The organism is Silvimonas soli, assembly GCF_030035605.1.
Lineage (GTDB): Bacteria > Pseudomonadota > Gammaproteobacteria > Burkholderiales > Chitinibacteraceae > Silvimonas > Silvimonas soli.
Window position 1 is genome coordinate 1,635,543 of sequence record NZ_CP106736.1, and the last position, 24,271, is coordinate 1,659,813.

Below are 24,271 nucleotides of genomic sequence, written 5' to 3' on the forward strand. Positions count from 1 at the left end.
ACGAATCCATCACGCGCATTCTTTATTGCAGTGGCTGTGTCTGGACCTGCGCGGTAGCCGTTGTCGGGGCGGCGGTTAGCCCGGCGTGTTGCACAGGAGCAGGTGTGGCTGAAGGCGCTGTGGCCTTGTCGTAAGCCCAGCCGCCGACTGCGGCGGTGCCTTCGACACCCGCCTTGCCCACATCCCAGGCAATACCGGTTGCCGTAGTGGCCACGTTCACCGCAGCGGCTCCTACTGATACCACGGCACAACCATTCAGCGCTGCCAGCAGTGGCAAAGCCATCAATCCCAACGACCACTTCATTTTTTGCTTCATCTTCCTGAATATTCTTTTCTGCGGGCGCAAACCAGTGGCTGGCTGCGCCCATTTGTTGTTGCAAATCCGTTATTGCAAACCGGTTAAATTAGCGGCCCATACCGCCTACTTGTTGCGCCAGATAGGTGGCGTAGTTGTCGGTCATTCCACCGATAAAATCGAGTACGCGCCGATAGGTCTGGTAAATCGGCCACTCTTTGCGCGGCGCATTGTATTCCATCAGGTCCAGAATGCGCTTCATCCTGAAAGGCAATTCCGGCGAAACTTTGAGCTGGTAAGCGGCGTTGCAGAATGCATCAAGCAGGATATCCAGGCAAGTGAACGACCCCACCTCAATTTCCACCTTGCGCCGGGCGTTGAAAATACGGTCTCGCGCCAGTTGTTTGGATTCGGCAATGCCCTGGCGCACGCTGGCCGGGCAATCATTGAGCAAATCGCCCTGATAACTGCCTTCCATCAAGCGTGGATACTGGCGCAAGAACGCCTCCGCCACCTCGGCCACGCAGCGCCCGACTGCCTTGCCGCGCAACAACGAAATCTTGCGACGGGTTGATGGCGCCGCTGCGACTTCCAGCTGCAGCAATTCATGATCGCCGCCGCAGATTTTCAGCAAGATCGGTTCAACGATCTCGTACGGCAGCATGCCAATCTCGATACCGTCTTCCAGATCAAGAATGGCGTAGCAAATATCGTCAGCCGCTTCCATCAGATACGACAATGGGTGCCGTCCCCATTTGCCCGGCGAAAGTTGTGGCAACCCCAACTCGGAAGCCACTTGTTCCAGCAGTAGATGTTCAGATTGATAACAGCTGAACTTGCCCTTTTCACCGGCGTATTCGCTGGTCCACGGATATTTGAGCGTAGCGCCCAGCGTGGCAAAGGTCAGGCGCATGCCGCCTTCAAAGCGATGGTTTTCCAGTTGCGTAACCACCCGAAAGCCTTGCGCGTTACCTTCAAAGGTTTGCAGGTCACGGCGTTCGTCAGCAGTCAGGTTTTGCAGCAGGTAGGCATGTTCATCGCGGCGAAACCAGTCGCGAATCGCGTATTCACCGGCATGGCCAAACGGCGGATTGCCAATGTCGTGCGCCAGGCAAGCAGCCTGGATAATCGCGCCCAGATCATAGGGCGTGATGTGCGCTGGCAAACGGCCCTGCAACTTTTCGCCCACCAGAATACCCAAGCTACGGCCTACGCAGCCAACCTCAATCGAATGCGTCAGCCGCGTATGCACGTGATCATTTTCGGTCAGCGGATGCACCTGCGTTTTGCGCCCAAGCCGCCGGAATGGTGACGAAAACACAATGCGGTCGTGATCTTTGTGAAAGTCGCTGCGCGACGATTCGACATCGTGCGCTTCGTTACGCGGCGCGCCCAGACGTTCGGCACTAAGCAAGCTATTCCAGTCCATCATGATTTTGGCGATCCGGTGACTATACTGACGCAACAAAAAACGGGCCGCTGGCAAGCGCTAACGGCAAGGCATCATACCGCGTGGCCAGCCTGGCGCGGCACTTCATCAGTCGTCATATTGGCGACGTAGCGTTGTCTATTTTGATCCACACACGCTTGCATCAGGCTTGCTGCGGCGATGCCGACGCCGGGACAATGCCCTGTCAACCACACCGCCCCCACGCAATTGCTTGTCTTTACGGGTAAAACGGCCGCCCAGGGGAGCAGGAATTTAGTTAAAATGGCCGCCGTTTTTTTGCTGGGGTAGATCAATGGCACTGCTGGAAATTCGGGACGTGGTCAAACGCTTCGGCGACTTCACCGCCGTCAACCACGTGAGCCTGAGTGTTGAAGCAGGCGAGTTCTTTACCCTGCTCGGACCATCGGGCTGTGGCAAGACCACATTGCTGCGCATGCTGGCCGGTTTTGAAGAGCCGGATGAAGGTCAGTTGCTGCTGGATGGCAAACCACTCAATGGCGTTCCGCCAGAAAAACGCCCGGTACATACGGTGTTCCAGAGCTATGCCCTGTTCCCGCATATGACAGTGGCGCAGAACGTGGCTTTCCCGTTGAAGATGGCCAATATCCCGGCCGATCAGGTCAAAGCCCGTGTGACCGAAGTGCTGGATGACGTGCGCCTGGGCCAGTTTGCGCAGCGTTTTCCACATGAATTGTCCGGTGGCCAGCGCCAGCGCGTAGCCATTGCCCGCGCCCTGGTGAACCGCCCACGCGTGCTGCTACTGGATGAACCGCTGTCGGCGCTGGACGCCAAGCTGCGCGAGCAAATGCAGCTGGAACTGATCAACCTGCAAAAGGAAGTCGGCATCACGTTTATTTACGTGACGCACGATCAAGGCGAAGCACTGGCGCTGTCGCATCGTATTGCAGTCATGAGCCAGGGCCAGGTGGAGCAACTGGACGCCCCCGAGAACATCTACAGCTATCCCAAGAGCCGCTTTGTGGCTGACTTTATCGGCCAGTGCAATTTGCTGGATGCCACCATTCGCGAAATTGGCCCAGAGCGCATGAAGGTAGAGATTGCCGGCGTCGGCATGGCCGAAGCGCTGCCCGTTGCGGGAGCCACCGTCGGCCAGCAAGGCACGCTCACCCTGCGTCCCGAGAAAATCAAACTGGCCGCAACCCTGCCCACCGGCGTGGCCGACGAAGTCCACTTCAAAGGCACAGTGCATGACTGCCTGTATCTGGGCGACGTGACTGTGTACATCGTCGAACTGGAAAACGGTACGAAAATTGAGACCATGCTGCCCAACGCCGCATCGGGCCGCGCGCGCTTCTTTGATGACAATGATCAGGTAGAACTGGCATGGCGTTTCGACGCTGGCCATTTCTTGCTGGCGTGATGAGAGGCAGCCAGGGCCTGTCCCCATTTGTTTTGCAACCACCGCAGCCTTGAGCGGCTGGTCAGGCAAGAAATGAGGAGAGACGTCTGGTTATTCCAGATGAACGACGAATGACACTGCATGACTAGCCGGGCAAGGCTGCCCGAAGGGTTCTAGCCCGCAAGCCGCCATACGGTGTTGTGAACCTTGCCAATGAAATAACCATTGCCCGCGGTTCACGCCTTGTCTGGCGGCTTGCGGACCAGAACGGTGACTGCAAAACAAATGAGGACCGGCCCTAATGGCGCGCTCAAAAAACCTGGCAAAGTGGCTGATTTCCGGCCCGCCGCTGCTATATCTGATCTTCTTCTTTGCCATCCCTACGGCATTGATGGCGTTTGCGGCATTCCGCTTTCCCGGCGACTACGGCGGCTTGTTGCCGCTGATTGGCGCCGATCCGGCCACCGGCAAAACCGTGTTGCTGGTGAACAGCCAGAACTGGCACGACTACCTGACGCTGGATAACTTCGCGCGCTTCTTTCAGGAAGCGGTGTACGTCGAGTTGTTCATCAAGTCATTCGGTTATGCCGCGCTGACCACGCTACTGTGCCTGGGCATGTCTTACCCGCTGGCGTGGCTGATTGCCCGCAGCCCGAAGAAATGGCGTGACTTGCTGGTGCTGCTGGTGATCTTGCCGTTCTGGAGCAACTTCCTGATCCGCGTGTATGCCTGGATGATTATCCTGGGGCCACAAGGCTACTTTGCCAAAGTGGTGAACATGGCATTGGGCTGGATCGGCATCGCGCCGCAGCAGTTTCTGTTTACGCCGTTTGCCGTGATCATCGTGCTGGTTTATGTGCATCTGCCGTTTATGGTGCTGCCGCTGTACGCCAATCTGGAAAAGCACGACATGGCTTTGCTGGATGCCGCGCAGGATCTGGGCGCATCACGCTGGCAACGCTTCTGGAAAGTCACCTGGCCATTGAGCTTGCCGGGCGTCTACGCAGGAGCTGCGCTGGTGTTTATCCCGGCGCTGGGCATCTTTGCGGTGCCTGATCTGGTGGGCGGCACCGACGGCATCATGATCGGCAATCTGATCAAGCAACAATTTCTGGATTCGCGCGACTGGCCATTTGGTTCGGTGCTGTCGATCATGCTCACCCTGTCCGTGCTGCTGATGGCCGGTTTCATGACCATGCTTGGTCGCGGAGGTAAGCGCAATGCACTCTAAACAAAGCAAATGGCTGTGGGGCGCGTCCCTGCTGGTTTACGCATTTTTGTACATGCCGCTGCTGATTGTGGTGGTGTACTCGTTCAACGACTCCAAACTGAACGCGGAATGGGTCGGCTTTACCACTCAGTGGTACGGCGTGTTGTTCAACGACGACCAGATGCTCACAGCGGCGCGCAACTCGCTGCTGATTGGCGTCACCTCCAGCTTCTTCGCCACCATTCTGGGCACGCTGGCGGGTCTGGCCATGTACAAGTACAAGCTGCGCTTGCTGCCAGTGCTGGTGCTGACGCCGATTGCCATTCCGGAAATCCTGATGGCGTTGTCACTGCTGATGTTCTTTGTCGTGCTCAACTTCAGCATGGGCTATCTGTCGATTGGCCTGGCACACATTGCGTTCTCGATTGGCTTCGTGGCGATTGTGGTGCGCTCGCGTTTGCAAGGGATGGATGAATCGCTGGTGGAAGCCGCGCGCGACCTGGGCGCATCGCCATTGCAAGCGTTCTGGCAAGTCACCTTTCCGCTGATTCTGCCGGGCATCATCGCTGGCGCATTAATGGCTTTCACACTTTCGATTGATGACTTTGTGATTACTTACTTTGTAGCCGGCGCTGGAGCGTCTACCCTGCCGCTGCAGATTTATTCCATGCTCAAGATTGCCGTTACGCCCGAAGTGAACGCGATTTCCTCGCTGTTGATGCTGCTGACGCTGGCACTGATTGTCATCGCCGCCAAAGTCGCCCCGGGTGCCTTGCGCGCCAGTCACTAAAAACCCCAGTTACAGGTTCGGCCCGGTGCTGAACCTTCTTTCGCCGGTAAACTGCCTGCCCCAATCATTGGGGCGGGCAGTTTCATTGAGGAAGGACGTTATGAAAAAACTGTTGTTGTCGCTTTCACTGGTCGCACTGGCCAGCGCCGCCCATGCCGATAATGTGCTGCATTTGTTCAATTGGAACAACGCGGTGCCGGACAGCACCATCAAGGCGTTTGAGAGCCAGTGCAAATGCCGCGTTGAAGCCACTTATTACGGTTCGGTAGAAGAGATGCTGGCCAAGCTCTCGGCAGGTGCCACCGGCTTTGACGTGATCGGACCGGCCAACTACGGCATTACGCCGTTGGTGAAACTGAACCTGCTGCAGCCGCTGGATCACAGCAAGTTATCCAACCTCAAGAATATCGCCCCGGCTTTTGCCAATACCAGGCTTGATCCGGGCAACAAGTATTCCGCGCCGTATGACTTCACGGTCACACTCGTCGGATACAACGAAACCAAGGTCAAAGAGCTGGGCCTGGACCCGACCACGTGGGCCATTGCCTTCGACCCCAAGGTGCTGGCCAAGATCAAAGGCAAGATCACCGTACTGGATGATCCGCGTGAAGTGATCGGCGAAGCGCTCAAGTACAACGGTTTTTCGGCCAATTCCACCAATCCGGCCGAGCTGAAAAAAGCCGTGGCGACGATCGAGGCCGCCAAGCCGTATTGGGCGGCATTCAACAGCCAGAGTTACATCAAGGAACTCACGGTCGGCAATATCTGGGTGGCGCTGGGATACTCGAACGATATGTACCAGGCCCGCAGCGATGCCGCCAAAGCCAATCGCCCGTTCAAGATAGGTTACGCCTTGCAAAAAGAAGGCAACGGCATGACCGCGGATAGCTTTGTGGTCGCCAAAGCCGCGCCACGGGCCGATCTGGCGCATCAGTTCATCAACTTCATGCTTGATGGCAAAAACGCGGCTGAAACCACCAATCAGGTAGGCTCCGGCACATCCAACACCGCTGCTTTGCCTTTTGTGCGCGCAGACTTGAAAGCCGTGCCCGCTATCGCCCCGAGCTCCGCTCAAGCCAGCAAACTGGAGCAATTGACCGATCTGGACGCCAAAACCCGCCGTGCGTGGAATCAGGCCTGGACCGAGATCAAGGTCAGCAAATAAACGACAGTCGTTGCGGCGAGGTTTTCCAGAATATCTGATCTGGCATAATCGCCGTTTTCCGGCGTGGGACAGCGTATTCCGCGCCCTTTTTTGTGGTTCCGCAACTGGAGTGTCAACCCGATGAAAAAGCTTTTGATGGCCTTGATGTTGGCCGCAGGCGCCGCCCACGCTGAAGATGTTTTGCATATCTACAACTGGAACAACTACATCGCGCCGGAAACCGTAAAGCGCTTTGAAGCCGACTGCAAATGTAAAGTGGTGCAGGATTACTACGGTGCCATGGAAGAAATGCTGGCCAAGCTGGCCGCTGGCGCCAAGGGTTACGACGTGATCGTCCCTACCGGCTTTGCCCTGCCGCCGCTGATCAAGCAAGGCCTTGTGCAGCCGCTGGATAAAACCAAAATCCCGAACATCAAGAACATGAACCCGGCGTTCATGAACAGCCAGTTTGATCCGGGCAACAAGTACTCGATCCCTTACGCTTTCACCACCACGTTGATTGGTTACAACGACAAAAAGATCAAGGAACTGGGCATTGATCCGACCAGTTGGTCTGCCATTTTTGATCCGGCAGTGCTGAGCAAGATCAAGGGCAAAGTCACCGTACTGGACGACCCGAAAGAACTGTTTGCTGCCGCCATGATGTACAACGGTTTCAATCCGAACAGCACGGACATGAAACAATGGCAAAAGGCCAAGGACACCATCATCAAGGCCAAGCCTTACTGGGCTGCGTTCAATAACCAGAGTTACATCAAGGAACTCACGGTCGGTAACATCTGGCTGGCGCATGGTTATTCCAGCGATTTCTTCCAGGCCAACGCTGATGCCCACACCGCCAAGCGTCCGTTTGGCGTGGCGTATGTCCTGCAAAAAGAAGGCAACACCTTGTCGGTGGATAATGTGATGGTGATGAAGTCCGCACCGCGTCCGGATCTGGCGTTCAAGTTCATCAACTTCATGACTGATGGCAAAAATGCATCCGATCTGACCAACATGATCGGCTCGGGCAACCCGAACGCCGCCGCCGGCCAGTTTGTGCAAGCTGACATCAAGAAAAACACCGCGGTATTCCCGGCTCCAGCTGATATGAAAAAGCTGTATCAACTCAACGCTCTGGAAGGCAAACCGCTGCGTGATCTGAACCGGCTCTGGACGGAAGTGAAGACCGCCCGGTAAGCTTCAAGGGGTAGCCAGTCTGGCTACCCTTTTTTCATTGCCCTCCGGCCTCATGCGCGCACTCCCTCCCATCAGCTTCCTGGCCCACCGTACTGCCCCCACTCGCGTGGCGCGCTACTTCTTCTGGTGCTACCTGCTGGTTGTGCTGCTGGTCTCGTTTTACCCGTTCTCCGGCTGGCGTTTTACCGGTGAACCGATCTTTGCCTTCTATACCTACCCGCTGCCGTATTACTTCACGTTTTTCGACAATCTGATCAACGTGGTTGCTTATTTCCCGCTGGGATTATCCGCCGCGCTGGCCATGCGGCGCTGGCGCTGGCTCGGGCCCTTACTGGCAGCGCTGATCGGCATCCTCACGTCGTGCGGGGTCGAATTTGTGCAGCAGTTCATTCCGACCCGGGTGGCGTCCAATATGGACATCCTCTCCAATGGCTGCGGCAGCGTCATTGGCGCGTTTGTGTCGGTGATTGTGGCGATGCGCCGCTCACAACGGCGCTGGCTGGTGTTCCGGCATTCGCACCTGTTTCCCGGTGGTGCAGCGGAATGGGGCATGGTGTGGCTGGGCCTATGGCTGATTACCCAGTTCGATCCATCCGTGCCGTTCTTTGGCGTGGTCGATGAACCACGCGGCATCCCGCAACCCATTCTTGCGCCCATGGGCGATCCAGCTTTGTTTTTGAACCTGCTGGAAGGCTGCGGCATGATGCTCAACACACTGGGCGTATGCTTGTTTGTGTCAGTGCTGGTGCGCCACAGCCGCGAGATACCCCGCGCGATTGCGTTGCTGGTCACGGTGGTGCTAGCCAGCAAAATCGTCTTTGCCGGGGCCATGCTCAAGTGGGTGGATTTTTTTGCCTGGATCAACCACAACGTGGCTTTGGGTGGCTTGGCAGCACTACCCTTGCTGGCAGTGCTGTTGCGGCTGAAACGCCCATGGCGGGCGCTGGCCGGGGCCGTGTGCTTGCTGGCGACCGTATTGGTGAGCTGGATGTGGCCACTCACACCCCAACTGTCGGCCATTTTGCCGTTGTTCCGCTGGAACTACGGCCATCTGATGCACTTCCGCGGACTGGCGGCGCTGATCAGCGATCTGTGGCCCTACGGCACCATGTTGTTCCTGCTGGGCTTTGCCGCGACCTACCGCAGCGAGAACGAGCCCGACTGGTGAGTGCGCAAATGCGACTCAGGGCTTGTGCAGTCGCGCTATACGCCGTGCTTCGGCATCCTGCCAGCGCTTTTTCTCGATCTGTTTTTCTGGCTCAAACAGTGGCACTGGCGTGGTTTTACCATCGTCCCCTATCGCCACCATGGTGAAGTAGCAACTATTGGTGTGCCGTACCGTACGCTCGCGGATGTTCTCGGCGATCACCTTGATGCCGATTTCCATTGAGGTGCGCCCGGTGTAGTTCACGCTGGCCAGAAAAGTCACCAGTTCGCCGACGTGAATCGGCTGCTTGAAGGTGACCTGATCCACCGACAGCGTCACCACATAGGTTCCTGCATAGCGGCTGGCACAGGCATAGGCCACTTCATCCAGCAGTTTCAGCAATTGCCCACCATGCACGTTGCCAGAAAAATTGGCCATTTCCGGCATCATCAACACGGTCATGGAAAGCTGGTGGCGGGGAGTGTCGCTCATGAAATGTTCCTGGATAAGTGAACGCGGCAGATACGATGTGGATATACCAAAAGTAACGCCGGGCAAGCCCGGCGTCATCTGGATTATTTGCAGCGTCTGACTTAAACCACGCCAGCGTGATGCGCCTGCGCGTCGGCATGATAGCTCGAACGCACCATCGCACCCACGGCGGCGTGCTTGAAGCCCATCTTGTACGCTTCTTCCTCAAACATCTTGAACACATCCGGGTGCACATAACGCAGCACCGGCAGATGGCCATTGGAAGGTTGCAGATACTGGCCGATGGTCAGCATGTCGATGTCGTGATCGCGCATGTCACGCATCACTTGCAGGATTTCTTCATCAGTTTCGCCCAGACCGACCATGATCCCGGACTTGGTATTCACGTGCGGGTATTTGGCCTTGAAGTCTTTCAGCAGCTTGAGCGAATGCAGATAATCCGCGCCGGGGCGGGCTTGCTTGTACAAGCGCGGCACGGTTTCCAGATTGTGGTTCATCACGTCCGGCAAACCAGCGGCAAAGATATCGACAGCGATATCAAGGCGGCCGCGGAAATCCGGCACCAGCACTTCGATCTGTGTGGCCGGGCTGGCCGCGCGGGTCTTCTGGATGCATTCCACAAAATGCTGGGCACCGCCGTCACGCAGATCGTCACGGTCGACCGACGTCACCACCACGTAACGCAGCTTGAGCGCAGCGATGGTTTCAGCCAGATGTTGGGGTTCGTTCTCATCCAGCGGATTGGGACGGCCGTGGCCGACATCGCAGAACGGGCAGCGACGGGTACAGATGTCGCCCATGATCATGAAGGTGGCTGTGCCCTTGCCGAAGCACTCCCCGATGTTGGGACAGGACGCCTCTTCGCATACCGTGTGCAGCTTCTGGTTGCGCAGAATGTCTTTGATTTCGTAGAAGCGGCTATTGGTGCTGGGCGCCGTAACGCGAATCCAGTCCGGCTTCTTAAGCTTTTGTTCCAGCGGAACAATCTTGATCGGGATACGCGCTGTCTTGGCTTCGCCTTTGTGTTTTACACCGGCGGAGTTGGAAGCAACAGGGGAGGCAATCTCGGAGGCAGTCTTGAGTTCTTCAGTCATCGTGTCAGCGCAACCCTTGCTTGTGGCAAGCGTTAATCAGTTGATTTGTTGCAGAATTTTGTCGGCCATTCTACGCGCAAGCGTGGCAGGTGTCTCGGCAAAGCCGTAATCACTCAATTGAGCAATCCGCAGGCCTTCGTAGCCGCACGGATTGATCCAGCCAAACGGCTGCAAATCCATGCCGACATTGAACGACAAACCATGAAATGAACAGCCATTACGAATGCGCAAACCCAGCGCGGCAATCTTGGCCTCGCCCAGTTCATCACGCACATATACGCCCGGCGCATCGACCTTGCCCCAGGCTTCGATATCAAAGTCTGCCAGCAAGTTGATAACGCTTTGTTCCAGCTTGCGCACCAGTTCACGCACACCGAGCTTGCTGCGACGCAGGTCCAGCATGGTGTAGGCGATCAGCTGGCCGGGACCGTGATAGGTGACCTGCCCGCCCCGATCAATCTTGACGATGGGAATATCGGTCTGGCGCAAGATGTGTTCCGGCTTGCCCGCCTGGCCCAGGGTGTAGACCGGCGGGTGCTCGAGCAACCAGATTTCGTCCTGGCTATCCGGCGTTCGGGCATCGGTGAAGTCCTGCATGGCGTGCCATGTCGGCTCATAGGCTTGCAGGCCGAGCGGGCGGACCAGCACGCCGCCGACCTCAGCCGGTTGCTGATCGTGCCAGCCCTCTGTGGCGACCAGCACACCGTTGTTCTCCTCACGCCTCACGCCTTGCTCCTTTTAGCCCCGGTTGAGCGGGACACACCATCACAACACCATGCGTACCAGCGGATGCGCCCGCAACGCGGCATCAATGGCGTGCACTTGTTCAACGCTCTCAAACGTAATGGAGAGCGTGGCGGCGTAGTAATTGCCTTCACGGCTTTCGCGAATGGTGACCAGCTCAGCCAAAAAGCCGGGGATATGCTGTACGGTCACTTCCATCAGCGCAGCGTGAAATTCGTCCTGGGCGACCTGCTTGCGGCTCACCGCTTTTACCGGGATCAACACGGGAAACTCAACCAGGTCTTCCAGCTTGGGCTGGCCCAGATCAGTCAGGTTAACTTCGCTCATGCTTGTGGCTCCTTGTGGCGCATTACGTCGCGCTTGAATTGCTGATAATGGCGATACATGGCCCGGAACAATGGCCCGGGCTGCCCGCTACCAACCGGGCGGCCATCCATAATCACCACTGCCAACACCTCTTTGGACGATGAAGTCAGCCAGACTTCGTCGGCATCACGCACTTGCTGCTCGGTGATCTCACAAACCCGATGCGCCATACCATGTTGTCGGGCCAGTTCCAGGATGAGGTCGTAAGTGATGCCGGTGAGCATCAGATGCGAGGGTGGTGGGGCCAGTATTTCGCCTTGAATGACCACAAAGATGTTGCTCGATGAGCCTTCTATCAAGAGGCCATCCCTAAATAGTACCGTTTCCGCCGCCCCTTCAGCCACCGCCAACTGACGAAGCAACACGTTGGCGAGCAGTGTCGTGGCCTTGATATTGCAACGCAGCCAGCGGATATCCGCCGCAGAAACCACCGCGACGCCCTGCTCTACCAGATCCGGCGACGGCTGAGTCAGCGGGTCGGCATAGATCAACACCGTGGGTTCAACTTTCGTCGGAATCACATGATTACGCGGGTACGCTGGCCCGCGGGTTACCTGCAAATAGACCGACTGATCGGCAAAACCCTGCAAGCGGATGATCTCCAGAATCAGCGTTCGCCAGGTTTCCCGCGAATGCGGGTTATCGATCTGCACGGCAGCCAGGCTGTTTTCCAGCCGGGTCAGGTGTTCATCCAGCCGGAACGGCAAGCGGCTGTACACCGGAATGACTTCGTACACACCGTCACCAAACAGAAATCCGCGATCCAGCACCGGCACCTGGAGTTGCTCCAGCGGGGCAAAACGGCCATTCAGATAAGCGGTGAGTTCGGGAATTTGCATGGCGAAGTCTCAGGGCTGCACAAAGTAATATTCCATTATGGCCTTGGCTGGGCCTGCTGAAACCTGGTGATTTACCGTCAACTCAGACAACCGCTGGCGTTGTCAGGAAGGCCTTATTAAAAACTTGTAATATTCTGTTCACATTAGAGCCTTAATCTCGCAACAATTTTCGGGCGCCCACGTCGCATACAACAATTGAAAACTGGCCATTTGAGCTGGTTTCACTCGGAGATGAGCCACCCTCGGGATGGCAGCTTGAAGCGCCCTAACCGCAACCACTGCGAGGTTTTAACCCGATGCCAGCCAATATCTTGCTCGTTGAAGACGAACCAGCCATCCAGGAACTGATTTCCTTCAACCTGACTCAGGCCGGCCATCACGTCATGCGGGCCGATTCAGCCGAATCTGCAGCGCATATCGTGCGTAATGCTTTGCCCGATCTGATTTTGCTGGACTGGATGCTGCCCGGCATGACCGGCATTGAATTTGCCCGCAAGCTGCGCGGCGAAGAACGTACCCGCCAGATTCCGTTGATCATGCTCACCGCGCGTTCGGATGAACAAGACAAGATTATTGGGCTGGATACCGGTGCCGATGATTACATCACCAAGCCATTCAGCCCGCGTGAACTGCAAGCGCGCATCAAGTCGGTGCTACGTCGCCGCTCGCCGCAAGTGACGGATGACTTGGTCGAAGTACAAGGTTTGCGGCTGGACCCAACCACTCACCGTGTCACCGGCAACGGCGACCCGATTGATCTGGGCCCGACGGAATTTCGTCTGCTGCATTTTTTCATGACTCACCCGGAGCGTGTACACTCGCGCGCCCAATTGCTTGATCAGGTCTGGGGTGATCATGTGTTTGTGGAAGAGCGCACCGTGGACGTACATATCCGCCGTCTGCGCTCGGCACTGGAAATCTCCGGCTATGACCGGTTAATCCAGACTGTGCGCGGCACCGGTTACCGCCTTTCCGCACAATAAAAACCAGTTGAAAAATCCACCGGCTTTATAAAACCGTAAGCCGGTGGAAAAATCGTAATAAACTCATGCCAGTCTCGACCGCATAAAAACCCGTTCCGCTTTCGGACTTTTCGATGATTTGGCTGCGCTCGACCATTTACTATATTTCTATCGCCCTCGTGGCCTTGCTGGTGTCTGCCATCGCCGGGCCGCTCTGGGGTTTATCTCTGGCGGTGATCATTCTTGGAATGGCCACCGCATTCCATTTGTTCAATCTGGCCCGTTTGCTGCGCTGGATGCGTAACCCGCGCGTTGATAACGTGCCTGGCAGTTTTCTGCTGTGGCAAGACTTGTTCGACCGGCTGTATGACCAGGTTCGTTCGCAAAAGAAAACCCAGGAACGGCTGGCACATATGCTGGAGCGCTTTACCAGCGCTGGCGAAGCGTTGCCTGATGGCGTGATCATGCTGGATGAACACGACCGGATTGAATGGTGCAATCAGGCCGCCAGCCAGCATCTGGGCATTGATCGTGTTACCGACATCTGGCAAATCGTCACCAACATCGTGCGTCAGCCGAGCCTGCGCGAATATCTGCGCATGCAGGATTTTGCGCACCCGCTGATGCTGCGCACGACTCGTCCTCACGAACAGGTGTTGTCAGTGCAACTGGTGCCGTTTGATTCAACCCGCAAATTGCTGCTGTCGCGCGATATCACCCAGCTGGATCGGGTCCAGACGGTGCACCGCGACTTCATTGCCAATGTCTCGCACGAACTGCGCACGCCGCTGACGGTGGTCGGCGGGTTTATCGAGACCATGATCGACATTCCGCAACTGGACGAGACCACGCGCGGCCAGCAACTGCAATTGATGTACGACCAGACCCAGCGCATGCAACGGCTGGTGGATGACTTGCTGACTTTGTCGCGGCTGGAAAACGGCCAGCAGATGAAGGAAGAAGAAGTCGACGTGCCGCAATTGATGAAACTGATGCAGGCCGAAGCGGCCGGTTTGTCGCAAGGTCGCCATGAAATCCGCATCGGCACTCTGGCGCCGATCCGCTTGATTGGTAATCACGACGAACTGCATTCGGCGTTTGGCAACCTGGTGTCCAATGCCATTCGCTACACGCCGACCGGCGGGCAGATCACCATCAACTGGCAAGCCGATGGCGAGCAACCTGTGTTCAGTGTCCAGGATACCGGCATCGGCGTGGCGCCCGAACATTTGCCGCGACTGACCGAGCGCTTTTACCGGGTGGATCGCGGTCGTTCGCGTTCGACCGGTGGTACCGGGCTGGGGCTGGCGATTGTTAAACATATTCTGCAGCGGCATCAGGCGCAGCTGGCAGTGAAATCCCGGCTGGGTGAAGGCAGCGAATTTTCGGTGCGCTTCCCACCGCATCGCTCGCTAAGTGACTGAGCTGGCGTGATCTGTAACGGCCAGAAATTCGCAAAAAGCAGCCCAATGCGAGGGCGTACGTCGGGAAAACCCCGATTCTTGTGTTTTATTTATGCGCCCTGGCCCCATATACTTGCGTACCGCCGGGCGCTACGCGAGCCGGTAGTGTGAAATCTTCGAAGTGATCGCATGTCCAACACAGTGTCATTAGCGGATAATGACGGATGAATTGGGCGGTTACGCCTTTTTATGACAACGTATGAATTTGAGGTGAATGCAATGAGTAGAATCGCTGCCATCAAGCCCTTCGGGCAACGTATCTGGCTGGATAACCTGTCCCGCGGCCTGCTGAAATCCGGCGAACTGGCTCGCCTGATCCAGGAAGACGACATCGCTGGCGTCACATCCAACCCGGCGATTTTCTACAAGTCCATCAGCTCCGATGAACTGTATGCAGGCGACCTGGCTGAGCTGAAAAAGCAAGACCTGACCGCTGAACAACGCTACGAAGCACTGGTTGTGCCGGACATTCAAGCCACTTGCGACCTGACCGCACCGATGTACCGCGACACGAAGGGTCTGGATGGCTACGTCAGCCTGGAAGTCTCGCCGACTCTGGCTAACGACGCACAAGGCACCATCGACAACGCCAAGCGTCTGTGGGCTGCCATCAATCGTCCAAACGCCATGATCAAGGTTCCGGCTACTCCAGCTGGCGTGATCGCGTTTGAAGAACTGATCACCTCCGGCATCAACGTGAACATCACACTGATGTTCAACCTGAAGCATGTTGATGACGTGACCAACGCCTACGTGCGCGGTCTGGAAGCACGTGTTGCTGCTGGCCTGCCGATTGATCACATCCGCGCAGTGGCATCGGTATTCCTGTCCCGCGTTGATACCCTGATCGACAAAAAGCTGGAAGCGCTGGGCACACCAGAAGCCAAGGCTCTGTCGGGCAAAGTAGCTATCGCTTTCGTCAAGGTGGCTTACCAGCACTACAAGAAGCTGTTCCACGGCAGCCGCTTTGCGGATCTGAAAGCCAAGGGCGCACATCCACAACGTCTGCTGTGGGCATCCACCGGCACCAAGAACGCTGCTTTCCGCGACACCATGTACGTGGAAGAGCTGATCGGGCCAGAAACCGTTAACACCGTGCCAGACGCTACCCTGAACGCATTCCGCGATCACGGCGTTGCTGCTGACAAGCTGGAAACCAACACCGAAGCTGCGGTTGAGACTCTGGTCCAACTGCGCAAGGTAGGCATTAACTACAACCTGATCGGTGAACAACTGCAGGTTGAAGGTCTGAAGCTGTTTGACGAAGCGTTTGAAAAGCTGCTGGAACTGACCAAATAATTGGTCCAGTCTCACTGGCATAAAAAAACCGGCTTTCATGGCCGGTTTTTTTATTGGTCTCGCTCAAGACACTCAACCCGTCATCAATGCTTGCGCCCGTTCCAGATAGGCCACCATCAGTTGCGTACGCTCACGCCCGAACACCAGCGAGGCCACCTGCGCCACCACAGAACGCTGCTGGCCTGGCGCACATTCGTCCGCAGCATTGGCCACCCAGCACTCACAACCACTGATGTGGCCGAGGGGCGACACGGTCACCGTATTGGCGCCGATCTTGCACCAGTTGCTATTGGCTGCAGCGCGGATGTGGTCCACGTCGTACAGGTTGGATGAGGTCATGCCTCCCGCAATGGCATAGAAGTCGTGCTCGCCATCCCACGCGGCAATACTGGCGGTGCTTTGATTGATAACGCGGCCATTGAATGGCCAGGCGGTATACATGGCTTGGGCCGGGCTGGCCAAGGCGAACAGGACGGCGGCAAAACAACCTGCAACTGCAATTCGTTTCATATCGACGGCTGGAATAATCTGAGTGGCCTGCTTAACAGCAAGAACCGGGCCAGCTGTGGCAAGACGCCTTGTTTTCAGAGACTTAGCCAACATGCCAGTTCATTGCTGACTTGTTTCAGCCAGGTTAAGAACTCATGACGTCGCCATATAGCGACGCTTACTCTATGCCATATGGCTATTTGCTTGATTTGAATGCGGTATGACTGTCGCCATATGGCGACGCCGACGTCAGAAAGTGACAAATTCGTGACGATTTAACCGCAATGAAGGCGTAACTGGTGCGCGCATGCCCGGCGTGGGAAGAGCCGAATCCTATATCCGCCAGGCAATAAAAAACGGGCCAGTCTTGCGACCGGCCCGTCCGTTCAAGGAGATATCGTCAGCGTCAACGCGACTTATTTCAAGCCCACGGTTGCATCGGGATTCTCTTGCTGCAGGATGTACTTGGTACCGCCAATGGTCACGACATAGTTCGACGGACCAGAGATCGGCAGGTAGTAGTTCAACGCCACGGTCACAGTCTGCCCCGGGGCGATGGTTTGCCAGGTCGGAACGCTGAACTTGGCATGGTTGTAGTTGGCCTTGAAGCCACCAATATTGTTCGGACCACTGTAACCCGCCGAAGTATTGGTCAAACCGAAGCCAGACTGATCCGCCATGGTGGCCGGAGTCGAAACCGGGTAATCAAACTCGATCGTGGTACCGCCCGGGATGGTTTGCGTGGTGTTGTTGGTCAACTCCATCTTGGGGGTGATCGGGTAGTTGTTATCGCCCAGCGGCCACTGATCCAGCGTAATCCCCAGCGCTACCGAGGTCGTCGGCAGTGTGGTTTCGGCCTTCTTGTTGCCATACGGCGCGGCAGCGGTGAAGGCGTTGTAGATGTCGGTGGTCAGCGTGGTGCCCATGTAGTACTCGCCCTTGCCGCCGTTCATGCTGGCGTTCCAGGCATAGTCACCGGCCAGTTCCCAGATCATGGCGCCGCCGATACCGTTGTTCACGATATATTGGGCCTTGGCCTGGATGGACTGCTCGGTTTCGGTCGACAGGAACACTTGCTTGGTGGCATTCCACAACCACGGCGCGACCAGCGTTGCGCTGTAGTTAGGAACATACGTGCCGGTGATGGTCTTCTCGGTCACCTTGTAGGCGTCCAGATAGTCCGGAACGATGCCATTCTGCAAGTTCAGGGTATGCCACAACGGGTTGCCCCCGCCCGGCACCGGATTGCCTTGGGTGTCCAGGTCATACCACACGTTATCGATACCGGTCGCACCCTGACCGCAAGTCGCAATGCCCTTGCAAGTAATGGTGCTGCTCACTGTCGGCGAAGTACCCCACAAGCCGTTGGTGCCGCCCGTCACGCCCTTCCAGCCACGGGTGTAGTACGGCACACCCAGGTTGATCCGGCCTGCTTGCATTGCGCCACGATAATAGTGGAAGGCCCAGTCGGTGTTCAGATAACCAATGCCGCCGTATTGCGAAGCGCCGTACACGCCACCCGCCTTCAGTTCAGCATCGTTGCCATCGTCAAACAGCGCGGCGTTCGGACCGACATACTGGTTCCATGCGCCATGCAGGTCGTAGGACATCAAGCTGGCGTAGTCCAGATACTGCAGACCGGACATGTTTTCTTCGCCACGCAGAATCCAGCCCGAAGCCGAACCGGCAATGCTCAGCATGTAGTACTTGTTGTCGTTGGCCGCTGCGGCATCCAGTTTCTGGCGCAGGGTTTTGAGCAACAAGTTGTAGCTGGTCATCAAACCTTTCTGACGTGGCCCCGAGATGGAGAAGTCGTCCGGGTTACCGGCTTGCGAGTTGGTGGTTGGGTGCTCGTAGTCGATGTCCACGCCATCAAAGAACGTGTACTGACGCAGGAACGCCACGACCGAATCGGCAAAGGTATTGATCCCGGCCGTGTTGGTGGAGCCATCGGCATTGGTGGTCATGGTGTAGAAACCAGTACCGCCCGCCCAGCCGCCAATCGACATTATCACTTTGACGTTCGGGTTGGCTTTCTTGTATTGCGCCAGCAGGTTGAAGTGCCCCTTGTATGGCAACGAGGTGTCCATCTGCGCGCCAGCCACACCCGGCCAGGTCAGGTTGATATCGGCGCTGGTGGCGCTGGTATCAATGGCGATCTTGTAGGTGTTCTGGTCAACCGTCGCAAACGCGTAGTTCAGGTGCGAGATCTTGTTCCATGGCACGTTGTTCACCAGGTAAGACGGAGTGCCATCCACACCGGTGCGCCAGCTGGCGAAGTAACCCACGATCCGGCGATTCAGCCCGTTGGCCAGCACTTCACGGCCATTGGCGTCATACACCTTGCAATACGGCACGCCGGTCGCACCGGGGATCAGACCATCCGGACGGCAAGCATTGGCTGACGGGGTTGGTGCAGGCGTTGGTGTCGGGCCTGGCGCTGGTGTCGGTGTTGGTGTTGGTGTTGGTGTTGGTGTTGGTGTTGGTGTTGGTGTTGGTGTCGGTGTCGGTGTCGGTGTCGGTGTCGGTGTCGGTGTCGGTGTCGGCGTCGGTGTCGGCGTCGGCGTCGGCGTCGGCGTCGGTGTTGTATTGCCACAGTTACCGACGATCAACCACGGCTGGCCGCTGCCCGTAACACCGGAATTGGTAGCCGGGCTCTGGCCCTGGGTCCACCAGTTGGCCTGGTAGTTCACGCCATTCAGGCTGACCAGCGCGCCAGTGCTATAGGCAGTGGTGGCATTCCACGCTGCATTACAGTTACCGGAGGGAGTCGGTGCCGGAGTGGGCGTTGGTGTTGGAGTAGGTGCCGGGGTTGGCGTCGGAGTCGGCGCAGGTGTTGGGGTAGGAGTCGGTGTCGGAGCTGGTGTTGGGGTAGGAGTCGGTGCTGGCGTTGGGGTCGGCGTTGGTGTGCCGCCGGCATCCGCGCCAAGATCTTTCCACAGGCTCGGGGTTGCCGCCGGGTTCCAGTTGGCACCGACATAATCGGTCTGGGTTACCAGCGCTTGATAATCGTGACCGTTGTAATAAACGATCGTGCCAGCGGTATAGGTACCGCCATCTTGCCAGGTCGGGTACGCGGCGAACGCGTATACCGCAGCCAGGGCAATGGGCAAGGCCGCCAGGGCCAGCCGCTTGCTTTTCATGGTTAAGTCTCCAATCCAGTTTTGTTTATATCGAAGTGACCCGTTCATGATTTCGACGGGCCTTTCAAGCGCAGGCTTGTAAGAAAAGCCGGATTACGCGCTCGCGGGCGAATGCTTATGGGGCCGCATTCTGCCCTTGAACCTTCGATTAGCTTGAAGCACCCCAAGTGTGTCAAGGCAAGCGCCGCTGCCGCCAAACGCCTGCCCGTGGCACAACCAGACCAGTGCGTTGAACGCGACATATTGCGCTGCAACATAAACAGGATCGGAGGACGGATTGCGCCGATGCAATGCCAGTTTTTTCCGCAAACCGTTTTGCCGCAGCACAAAAATCAGGGATTACTGTTGAAGACCGGGAAATACCACTTCAGAAAGCGCTACCACTGGTCTGTGACAGCCGGATGTCAACCAGACGCGTCAACGCGCCTTTGACGTCAGTCGCATACGGCAAACTACTTACAATACTTACGACAAACCTTGTCCCAGGCTGCAACGCAACACGGCCAATTTTGCCGATAAAGCGGTTGGATCGCCCTGCCGCTTGCAGTCGATAGCCGGTTTCTGATAAAACCCGAGTTCATTACTCAGGTTTTATTCATGCTGATCCGCAAGCTGTTCAAATTTGAAAGTGCACATATCGTGCGCAACTGTTCTTCAGACCGCTGCCGCCGTTCGATCCACGGCCATAGCTACAAGGTTGAAGTGCTGCTGGAAGCGCACGCCCTGGACAACGGCCAGATGGTGTACGACTTTGGTCTGATGAAAAGCACCATCAAAGACGTGATCGATGCGTTTGATCACGCCATCTGTTTCTGGGATAAAGACGACCCCGAATACATTCGTTTATCCAAAGAATTCAGCGCACGCTGGATTGCCGTGCCGGTATCGCCTTCGGCCGAGCAATTTGCCCGCATGTTCTTTGTGGTGATCGACGCGATCCTGCAGAACACGATCATGAAAAACGGCGAGAGCGATGTGCGCCTGCATTCGGTGATCGCCCACGAAACCGAAACCGGTTACGCGCAGGCATTCCGTGAAGACGCCGTGAATGAGCGCATGGGCATCATTCGCCTGCAAGACCTGGTGTTTTCGGAGCAGGTAAAAGCCGAATGGCATGACCCGCAAATGATGGAAAAACTGATCGCTGGCGAAGCGTTCATCAACCCAGAAGTGCCGCTACAAATCAAAGGCTGATGCGGCCGCCGCAGTAGCGGCGGATCTTGCAAATATAATCGTCCTCGCTAGCCGCGCTGGCATATGCTATCCCTGTGAAATACCCGCCCCCAGCACAGGACGATAGCCCATGAATGTCGCCACCATTTTGTCCCCCGAAGCAGTCGTTGCCGCACAAGTCGATGCCTACAACGCGCACGATCTATACCGCTTTGTGGCTTGTTACTCGCCGCATGTCGTCATTTCCGGCTGGCCATCCGGGGCCGCGCGGCTGGAGGGCCGGGATGCGCTGGCGGATTACTACCGGGATTACCGTTTCAACTTGCCCGATCTAAGCGTGCAGATTCGTCAGCGCATTGTTTACGGCAATGTGGTGATTGATCACGAGGAAGTGTACGGGCTGGAAAAACAACCGGTGATGGCCGTGGCCATTTATGAAGTTCACGACGGGCTGATCAGCAGCGTGCATTTTCTGGACGAGCCGACCTGGTAACACGCTCTGAGCATGATGCGTCAGGGCGCCGGAAATATCCCGCCCTGACGGCGCTCGCCACTGAGTACTTCGCGGATCAACGGCACGGTAACTGGCCGTTTGAGCGATAACGCATAGCGATTGGCTTGTTCCAGCACTGAGCGCAGGCTCGCCAGATCACGTCGGCTATGGCGCAGCAGGTAATCCGCCGCTTCCGTCGACAACTCAAAGCCCGATTCGCGGGCCTGCGTGCGCAATGCGGCAATCTTGTCGGAATCCGACAACGCCTTGAGTTGATACACCAACCCCCAGCCCAGGCGAGTCGTCAGATCATCACGCAAGTCCAGTTGCATGGGCGGCACCGGGCCAGTTGCCAGCAAGCGGCCGCTGCCTTCGCGCAACGTGTTGTAGTGATCGAACAGGCGGATTTGCTGTTCCGGGTCCAGTTGATCGACGTTATCGACAATCAACGCGGCGTCAGCAGCCAAGAAGTCGGGTAAGGACTGACTGGCCGCATCAATGCTGATCACACCCGGCCAGCGTTGCGCGGCGGCCGCCAGCAAATATGACTTGCCCACGCCATTGCCGCCCCACAGATACAGAAAGCGGATGTCACTCGCGCCCGCGGCCCATTCGCCCAGCATAAACAACAGCTCGGCGTTTTCGCCCGGCACAAAGCCTTCAAAGCTGGGCGGCTGCGGCAGGTACAAATCAAGAATCAGTTGCTCACTCATCGCCCTTTCCTTGCTGCAGATTGCGGCGTGAGATGCCAGCGTGCGGATGCTTGCGATAAACATCGCTATCCAGATAATGCCTTCGCAGGTGGCGCAGGCCGACTTGCAAAATGGCGGCCATCGGCAACGCCAGCAAGACTCCGACAAAACCAAACAACTGGCCGAATGCCATCAGGGCGAAGATCACCGCGACCGGATGCAGCCCGATGCGGTCACCGACCAGATAGGGCGTTATCAGATTGCCTTCCAGCGCCATGCCGACCAGAAACACCACCAGGCACAAGCCGATGCCGACCACCGACCCAAACTGCCCGGCGGCCGCCAGCGTGGCCAGCACCATGCCGGTGCCCGAGCCGAGATACGGAATAAACGTCAGCAAGCCCGAAACAATACCCACTGGTAGTGCGGCATTCAGCCCGGCCAGATACAGGCCGCCGCTGTAAATCACGCACATGACCAGCATTACGGTGAGCTGGCCGCGCAAGAACTCGGACAACACATCGTCAATTTCGACCAGGAAGCCGCGAAAGCGTCGGTCCCAGCGGCGTGGCACCAGTTCCAGCACGCGCGGCGAGAATTTGTCGCCGTCCCGTAAAAAGTAAAACAACACCACCGGGGTAAGGAAAACATTGGCCATGAGGCCAATAAACGCTCTGCCGCCGTTGCCAAGACTCTTGAAGATGCTTGGCAAAGCAGCCTTGATCGCTTCTTCGTGGCCAGCTATCCAGGTGACAAATGAATCGTGATCCAGCGCCACATGAATACCAAAACGCTGTGCCAGCGCCGGTGCCAGCGTGTTATCCACCCAGTCGGCAAAATGCGGCGCCAGGTGATAAAGCTGCTGTACTTGCTGGATGACCAGCGGCGCAATAATCAGCAGCAAAGCCAGCAGCAGCAACACCAGACCGATAATGACCAGCAAGGCGGCCAGATTGCCGTTGACGCGATGACGGGTCAGCCAGGATTGGGCCGGATGCAGGATGTACGCCAGGATCGCAGCGGTCGCAAACGGCATCAAAACCGGCATCAACAGCCAAAGCAGCGCGCAGGCGGGCACCAGCAGGGCAGCAAGCCAGGCCGGGTGCAATTCTTTGGGCAGACGGGGAGTCGGGCGTATCATCGCAGGATGCGTTAAAATACTGAGCTTTTTGGCAAAAAGGCTGCCAATTCTAGCTGCAACGCGGCATTACCGCCATGAACCTGAGTTCCGACGGTCACGTTTTGTAGCTATAAGTTGAAAACATTGCAGCCATTTGCATACGCCATTTGATCAGATCAGGACCACGAGGCCACCACGCATGACCACCACCCCCACCGGCTTGAGCTACCGCGACGCAGGCGTTGATATCGACGCGGGCGATCAACTTGTCGAAAACATCAAACCGTATGCCAAGCGTACCATGCGCCCGGAAGTGCTGGGCGGTCTGGGCGGCTTTGGCGCGATGGTGGAGATCTCGAAGAAATTCAAGGAACCCGTGCTGGTTTCCGGCACTGATGGCGTGGGCACCAAGCTCAAGCTGGCTTTCGAACTCAATCGCCATGACACCGTCGGTATCGATCTGGTCGCCATGAGCGTAAACGATATTCTGGTGCAAGGCGCCGAGCCGCTGTTCTTCCTCGACTACTTTGCCTGCGGCAAGCTCAATGTCGACGCCGCCACTGAAGTCATCCGCGGTATTGCCCACGGCTGTGAACAAGCCGGTTGTGCGCTGATTGGCGGTGAAACCGCCGAGATGCCGGGCATGTACCCGGTTGGTGAGTACGATCTGGCCGGCTTTGCGGTTGGTGTGGTGGAAAAAGCCAACATCATCACCGGCAAAACCATCGGGCCTGGCGACGTAGTATTGGGCCTGGCCTCCAACGGCGCGCACTCCAACGGTTACTCGCTGGTGCGCAAGATTCTGCATCTCTCCGAAGCCGATTACGCCGCCGAGTTTGAAAACGGCAAATCGCTGGCGGATGTTGTGATGGCCCCGACCCGCATTTATGTGAAGCCGTTGCTCAAGCTGATGCAAACCCTGCCGGTCAAAGGCATGGCGCACATCACCGGTGGTGGCATTTCTGAGAACGTGCCGCGCGTACTGCCTGACAACGTAGTCGCACAAATCGACGCCAAGAGCTGGACCATGCCCAAGCTGTTCCAGTGGCTGCAAGAGAAAGGCGGCGTGGCGGCGGCAGAAATGTATCGCACCTTCAATTGCGGTATCGGCATGGTCGTGATTGTCGGTGCCGATCAGGCTGACGCTGCCGAGCAACTGCTGACTGGCGAAGGCGAGACGGTTTATCGCATCGGCACTGTACGTACCCGTAACGGTGACGAACACCAGACCCAAGTCGCTTGAACTGTGTGAGAACTGCCACGCTGAGAGCCGGTCAAATGCCCGGCTCTCGCGTTTTCAACGCTT

Annotated in this window: 23 protein-coding genes; 12 read left to right on the forward strand and 11 right to left on the reverse strand. The window is 57.0% G+C overall.

Going from position 1 to position 24,271, the window contains the following annotated elements; genetic code table 11:
- Positions 1-22: 22 nt before the first annotated feature.
- Positions 23-304, reverse strand: a complete 282-nt coding sequence (locus N7220_RS07475) for a hypothetical protein (protein ID WP_283150831.1) — start codon at positions 302-304, stop codon at positions 23-25.
- A gap of 100 nt (positions 305-404) precedes the next feature.
- Positions 405-1,727: a deoxyguanosinetriphosphate triphosphohydrolase gene (locus tag N7220_RS07480; RefSeq protein WP_283150832.1), complete on the reverse strand. Its 1,323-nt coding sequence runs from the start codon at positions 1,725-1,727 to the stop codon at positions 405-407.
- 310 nt (positions 1,728-2,037) lie between these two features.
- Between N7220_RS07480 and N7220_RS07485 the strand changes: the two genes are divergently transcribed.
- The 6 genes from N7220_RS07485 to N7220_RS07510 all read left to right on the forward strand — a co-directional run bounded on the left by N7220_RS07485 (position 2,038) and on the right by N7220_RS07510 (position 8,617).
- Complete coding sequence (locus tag N7220_RS07485; protein ID WP_283150833.1) at positions 2,038-3,126, forward strand: ABC transporter ATP-binding protein; 1,089 nt, start codon at positions 2,038-2,040, stop codon at positions 3,124-3,126.
- Positions 3,127-3,406: 280 nt separating this feature from the next.
- Positions 3,407-4,336 carry an ABC transporter permease gene (locus N7220_RS07490; protein WP_283150834.1) on the forward strand — a complete coding sequence of 310 codons (930 nt, stop codon included), beginning with the start codon at positions 3,407-3,409 and terminating at the stop codon, positions 4,334-4,336.
- Positions 4,326-5,105 (forward strand): ABC transporter permease, encoded by a 780-nt coding sequence (locus tag N7220_RS07495; RefSeq protein ID WP_283150835.1) that lies wholly within the window; start codon positions 4,326-4,328, stop codon positions 5,103-5,105. Before N7220_RS07490 ends, N7220_RS07495 begins: the two co-directional genes overlap by 11 nt.
- A 100-nt stretch (positions 5,106-5,205) precedes the next feature.
- Positions 5,206-6,270, forward strand: coding sequence for an ABC transporter substrate-binding protein (locus N7220_RS07500; RefSeq protein WP_283150836.1), 1,065 nt, complete (start codon positions 5,206-5,208; stop codon positions 6,268-6,270).
- 120 nt (positions 6,271-6,390) lie between these two features.
- Positions 6,391-7,449 carry an ABC transporter substrate-binding protein gene (locus N7220_RS07505; RefSeq protein ID WP_283150837.1) on the forward strand — a complete coding sequence of 353 codons (1,059 nt, stop codon included), beginning with the start codon at positions 6,391-6,393 and terminating at the stop codon, positions 7,447-7,449.
- Positions 7,450-7,501: 52 nt separating this feature from the next.
- The gene (locus N7220_RS07510; RefSeq protein ID WP_283150838.1) at positions 7,502-8,617 is read left to right on the forward strand and encodes a VanZ family protein; all 1,116 of its coding nucleotides are present in this window, start codon (positions 7,502-7,504) and stop codon (positions 8,615-8,617) included.
- Positions 8,618-8,632: 15 nt separating this feature from the next.
- On the opposite strand, the gene N7220_RS07515 is transcribed toward N7220_RS07510, so the two are convergent.
- From N7220_RS07515 to N7220_RS07535, 5 genes are all read right to left on the reverse strand, one after another.
- Complete coding sequence (locus tag N7220_RS07515) at positions 8,633-9,088, reverse strand: acyl-CoA thioesterase (RefSeq protein ID WP_283150839.1); 456 nt, start codon at positions 9,086-9,088, stop codon at positions 8,633-8,635.
- A gap of 101 nt (positions 9,089-9,189) precedes the next feature.
- Positions 9,190-10,182, reverse strand: a complete 993-nt coding sequence (gene lipA / locus N7220_RS07520) for a lipoyl synthase (protein WP_283150840.1) — start codon at positions 10,180-10,182, stop codon at positions 9,190-9,192.
- 36 nt (positions 10,183-10,218) lie between these two features.
- Positions 10,219-10,830 (reverse strand): lipoyl(octanoyl) transferase LipB, encoded by a 612-nt coding sequence (gene lipB, locus N7220_RS07525; RefSeq protein ID WP_390901579.1) that lies wholly within the window; start codon positions 10,828-10,830, stop codon positions 10,219-10,221.
- A gap of 117 nt (positions 10,831-10,947) precedes the next feature.
- Entirely contained in the window at positions 10,948-11,253 is a 306-nt protein-coding gene (locus N7220_RS07530) for a YbeD family protein (protein ID WP_283150841.1), read from the reverse strand.
- Positions 11,250-12,131 carry a D-amino acid aminotransferase gene (locus N7220_RS07535; protein ID WP_283150842.1) on the reverse strand — a complete coding sequence of 294 codons (882 nt, stop codon included), beginning with the start codon at positions 12,129-12,131 and terminating at the stop codon, positions 11,250-11,252. Before N7220_RS07535 ends, N7220_RS07530 begins: the two co-directional genes overlap by 4 nt.
- A gap of 296 nt (positions 12,132-12,427) precedes the next feature.
- Here N7220_RS07535 and phoB point away from each other — a divergent pair, with 296 nt between their 5' ends.
- From phoB to tal, 3 genes are all read left to right on the forward strand, one after another.
- Positions 12,428-13,114, forward strand: a complete 687-nt coding sequence (phoB, locus tag N7220_RS07540; RefSeq protein WP_283150843.1) for a phosphate regulon transcriptional regulator PhoB — start codon at positions 12,428-12,430, stop codon at positions 13,112-13,114.
- A gap of 113 nt (positions 13,115-13,227) precedes the next feature.
- Positions 13,228-14,517 (forward strand): phosphate regulon sensor histidine kinase PhoR, encoded by a 1,290-nt coding sequence (gene phoR / locus N7220_RS07545; RefSeq protein ID WP_283150844.1) that lies wholly within the window; start codon positions 13,228-13,230, stop codon positions 14,515-14,517.
- Positions 14,518-14,775: 258 nt separating this feature from the next.
- The gene (gene tal, locus N7220_RS07550) at positions 14,776-15,855 is read left to right on the forward strand and encodes a transaldolase (RefSeq protein ID WP_283150845.1); all 1,080 of its coding nucleotides are present in this window, start codon (positions 14,776-14,778) and stop codon (positions 15,853-15,855) included.
- Between the two features lie 72 nt (positions 15,856-15,927).
- On the opposite strand, the gene N7220_RS07555 is transcribed toward tal, so the two are convergent.
- Positions 15,928-16,365 (reverse strand): hypothetical protein, encoded by a 438-nt coding sequence (locus tag N7220_RS07555; protein ID WP_283150846.1) that lies wholly within the window; start codon positions 16,363-16,365, stop codon positions 15,928-15,930.
- A gap of 395 nt (positions 16,366-16,760) precedes the next feature.
- Positions 16,761-19,487, reverse strand: a complete 2,727-nt coding sequence (locus tag N7220_RS07560) for a chitinase C-terminal domain-containing protein (protein ID WP_283150847.1) — start codon at positions 19,485-19,487, stop codon at positions 16,761-16,763.
- A gap of 597 nt (positions 19,488-20,084) precedes the next feature.
- Here N7220_RS07560 and N7220_RS07565 point away from each other — a divergent pair.
- Together N7220_RS07565 and N7220_RS07570 are read left to right on the forward strand one after the other, a co-directional pair.
- Entirely contained in the window at positions 20,085-20,681 is a 597-nt protein-coding gene (locus tag N7220_RS07565) for a 6-pyruvoyl trahydropterin synthase family protein (RefSeq protein WP_283150848.1), read from the forward strand.
- A 109-nt stretch (positions 20,682-20,790) separates the two neighbouring features.
- On the forward strand, positions 20,791-21,153 hold the full coding sequence (locus tag N7220_RS07570; RefSeq protein WP_283150849.1) for a nuclear transport factor 2 family protein: 363 nt from the start codon (positions 20,791-20,793) through the stop codon (positions 21,151-21,153).
- 20 nt (positions 21,154-21,173) lie between these two features.
- Here the strand turns inward: N7220_RS07570 and hda are convergent, their stop codons facing one another.
- Both hda and N7220_RS07580 read right to left on the reverse strand, forming a co-directional pair.
- On the reverse strand, positions 21,174-21,866 hold the full coding sequence (hda, locus tag N7220_RS07575; protein WP_283150850.1) for a DnaA regulatory inactivator Hda: 693 nt from the start codon (positions 21,864-21,866) through the stop codon (positions 21,174-21,176).
- Positions 21,859-22,986, reverse strand: coding sequence for an AI-2E family transporter (locus N7220_RS07580; RefSeq protein ID WP_283150851.1), 1,128 nt, complete (start codon positions 22,984-22,986; stop codon positions 21,859-21,861). The genes hda and N7220_RS07580 overlap by 8 nt, the downstream gene beginning before the upstream one ends.
- Positions 22,987-23,164: 178 nt before the next feature.
- Between N7220_RS07580 and purM the strand changes: the two genes are divergently transcribed.
- A complete protein-coding gene (gene purM, locus N7220_RS07585) occupies positions 23,165-24,208 on the forward strand; it encodes a phosphoribosylformylglycinamidine cyclo-ligase (protein WP_283150852.1) in 1,044 nt (347 codons plus the stop codon).
- Positions 24,209-24,271: the final 63 nt, after the last annotated feature.

What these genes read in the sequence shown, in the direction of transcription:
- N7220_RS07475 (WP_283150831.1), bottom strand. Translation starts at nt 304, where the DNA reads ATGAAGTGGTCGTTGGGATTGATGGCTTTGCCACTGCTGGCAGCGCTG.
- N7220_RS07480 (WP_283150832.1), bottom strand. Translation starts at nt 1,727, where the DNA reads ATGATGGACTGGAATAGCTTGCTTAGTGCCGAACGTCTGGGCGCGCCG.
- N7220_RS07485 (WP_283150833.1), top strand. Translation starts at nt 2,038, where the DNA reads ATGGCACTGCTGGAAATTCGGGACGTGGTCAAACGCTTCGGCGACTTC.
- N7220_RS07490 (WP_283150834.1), top strand. Translation starts at nt 3,407, where the DNA reads ATGGCGCGCTCAAAAAACCTGGCAAAGTGGCTGATTTCCGGCCCGCCG.
- N7220_RS07495 (WP_283150835.1), top strand. Translation starts at nt 4,326, where the DNA reads ATGCACTCTAAACAAAGCAAATGGCTGTGGGGCGCGTCCCTGCTGGTT.
- N7220_RS07500 (WP_283150836.1), top strand. Translation starts at nt 5,206, where the DNA reads ATGAAAAAACTGTTGTTGTCGCTTTCACTGGTCGCACTGGCCAGCGCC.
- N7220_RS07505 (WP_283150837.1), top strand. Translation starts at nt 6,391, where the DNA reads ATGAAAAAGCTTTTGATGGCCTTGATGTTGGCCGCAGGCGCCGCCCAC.
- N7220_RS07510 (WP_283150838.1), top strand. Translation starts at nt 7,502, where the DNA reads ATGCGCGCACTCCCTCCCATCAGCTTCCTGGCCCACCGTACTGCCCCC.
- N7220_RS07515 (WP_283150839.1), bottom strand. Translation starts at nt 9,088, where the DNA reads ATGAGCGACACTCCCCGCCACCAGCTTTCCATGACCGTGTTGATGATG.
- lipA (WP_283150840.1), bottom strand. Translation starts at nt 10,182, where the DNA reads ATGACTGAAGAACTCAAGACTGCCTCCGAGATTGCCTCCCCTGTTGCT.
- N7220_RS07530 (WP_283150841.1), bottom strand. Translation starts at nt 11,253, where the DNA reads ATGAGCGAAGTTAACCTGACTGATCTGGGCCAGCCCAAGCTGGAAGAC.
- N7220_RS07535 (WP_283150842.1), bottom strand. Translation starts at nt 12,131, where the DNA reads ATGCAAATTCCCGAACTCACCGCTTATCTGAATGGCCGTTTTGCCCCG.
- phoB (WP_283150843.1), top strand. Translation starts at nt 12,428, where the DNA reads ATGCCAGCCAATATCTTGCTCGTTGAAGACGAACCAGCCATCCAGGAA.
- phoR (WP_283150844.1), top strand. Translation starts at nt 13,228, where the DNA reads ATGATTTGGCTGCGCTCGACCATTTACTATATTTCTATCGCCCTCGTG.
- tal (WP_283150845.1), top strand. Translation starts at nt 14,776, where the DNA reads ATGAGTAGAATCGCTGCCATCAAGCCCTTCGGGCAACGTATCTGGCTG.
- N7220_RS07555 (WP_283150846.1), bottom strand. Translation starts at nt 16,365, where the DNA reads ATGAAACGAATTGCAGTTGCAGGTTGTTTTGCCGCCGTCCTGTTCGCC.
- N7220_RS07560 (WP_283150847.1), bottom strand. Translation starts at nt 19,487, where the DNA reads ATGAAAAGCAAGCGGCTGGCCCTGGCGGCCTTGCCCATTGCCCTGGCT.
- N7220_RS07565 (WP_283150848.1), top strand. Translation starts at nt 20,085, where the DNA reads ATGCTGATCCGCAAGCTGTTCAAATTTGAAAGTGCACATATCGTGCGC.
- N7220_RS07570 (WP_283150849.1), top strand. Translation starts at nt 20,791, where the DNA reads ATGAATGTCGCCACCATTTTGTCCCCCGAAGCAGTCGTTGCCGCACAA.
- hda (WP_283150850.1), bottom strand. Translation starts at nt 21,866, where the DNA reads ATGAGTGAGCAACTGATTCTTGATTTGTACCTGCCGCAGCCGCCCAGC.
- N7220_RS07580 (WP_283150851.1), bottom strand. Translation starts at nt 22,986, where the DNA reads ATGATACGCCCGACTCCCCGTCTGCCCAAAGAATTGCACCCGGCCTGG.
- purM (WP_283150852.1), top strand. Translation starts at nt 23,165, where the DNA reads ATGACCACCACCCCCACCGGCTTGAGCTACCGCGACGCAGGCGTTGAT.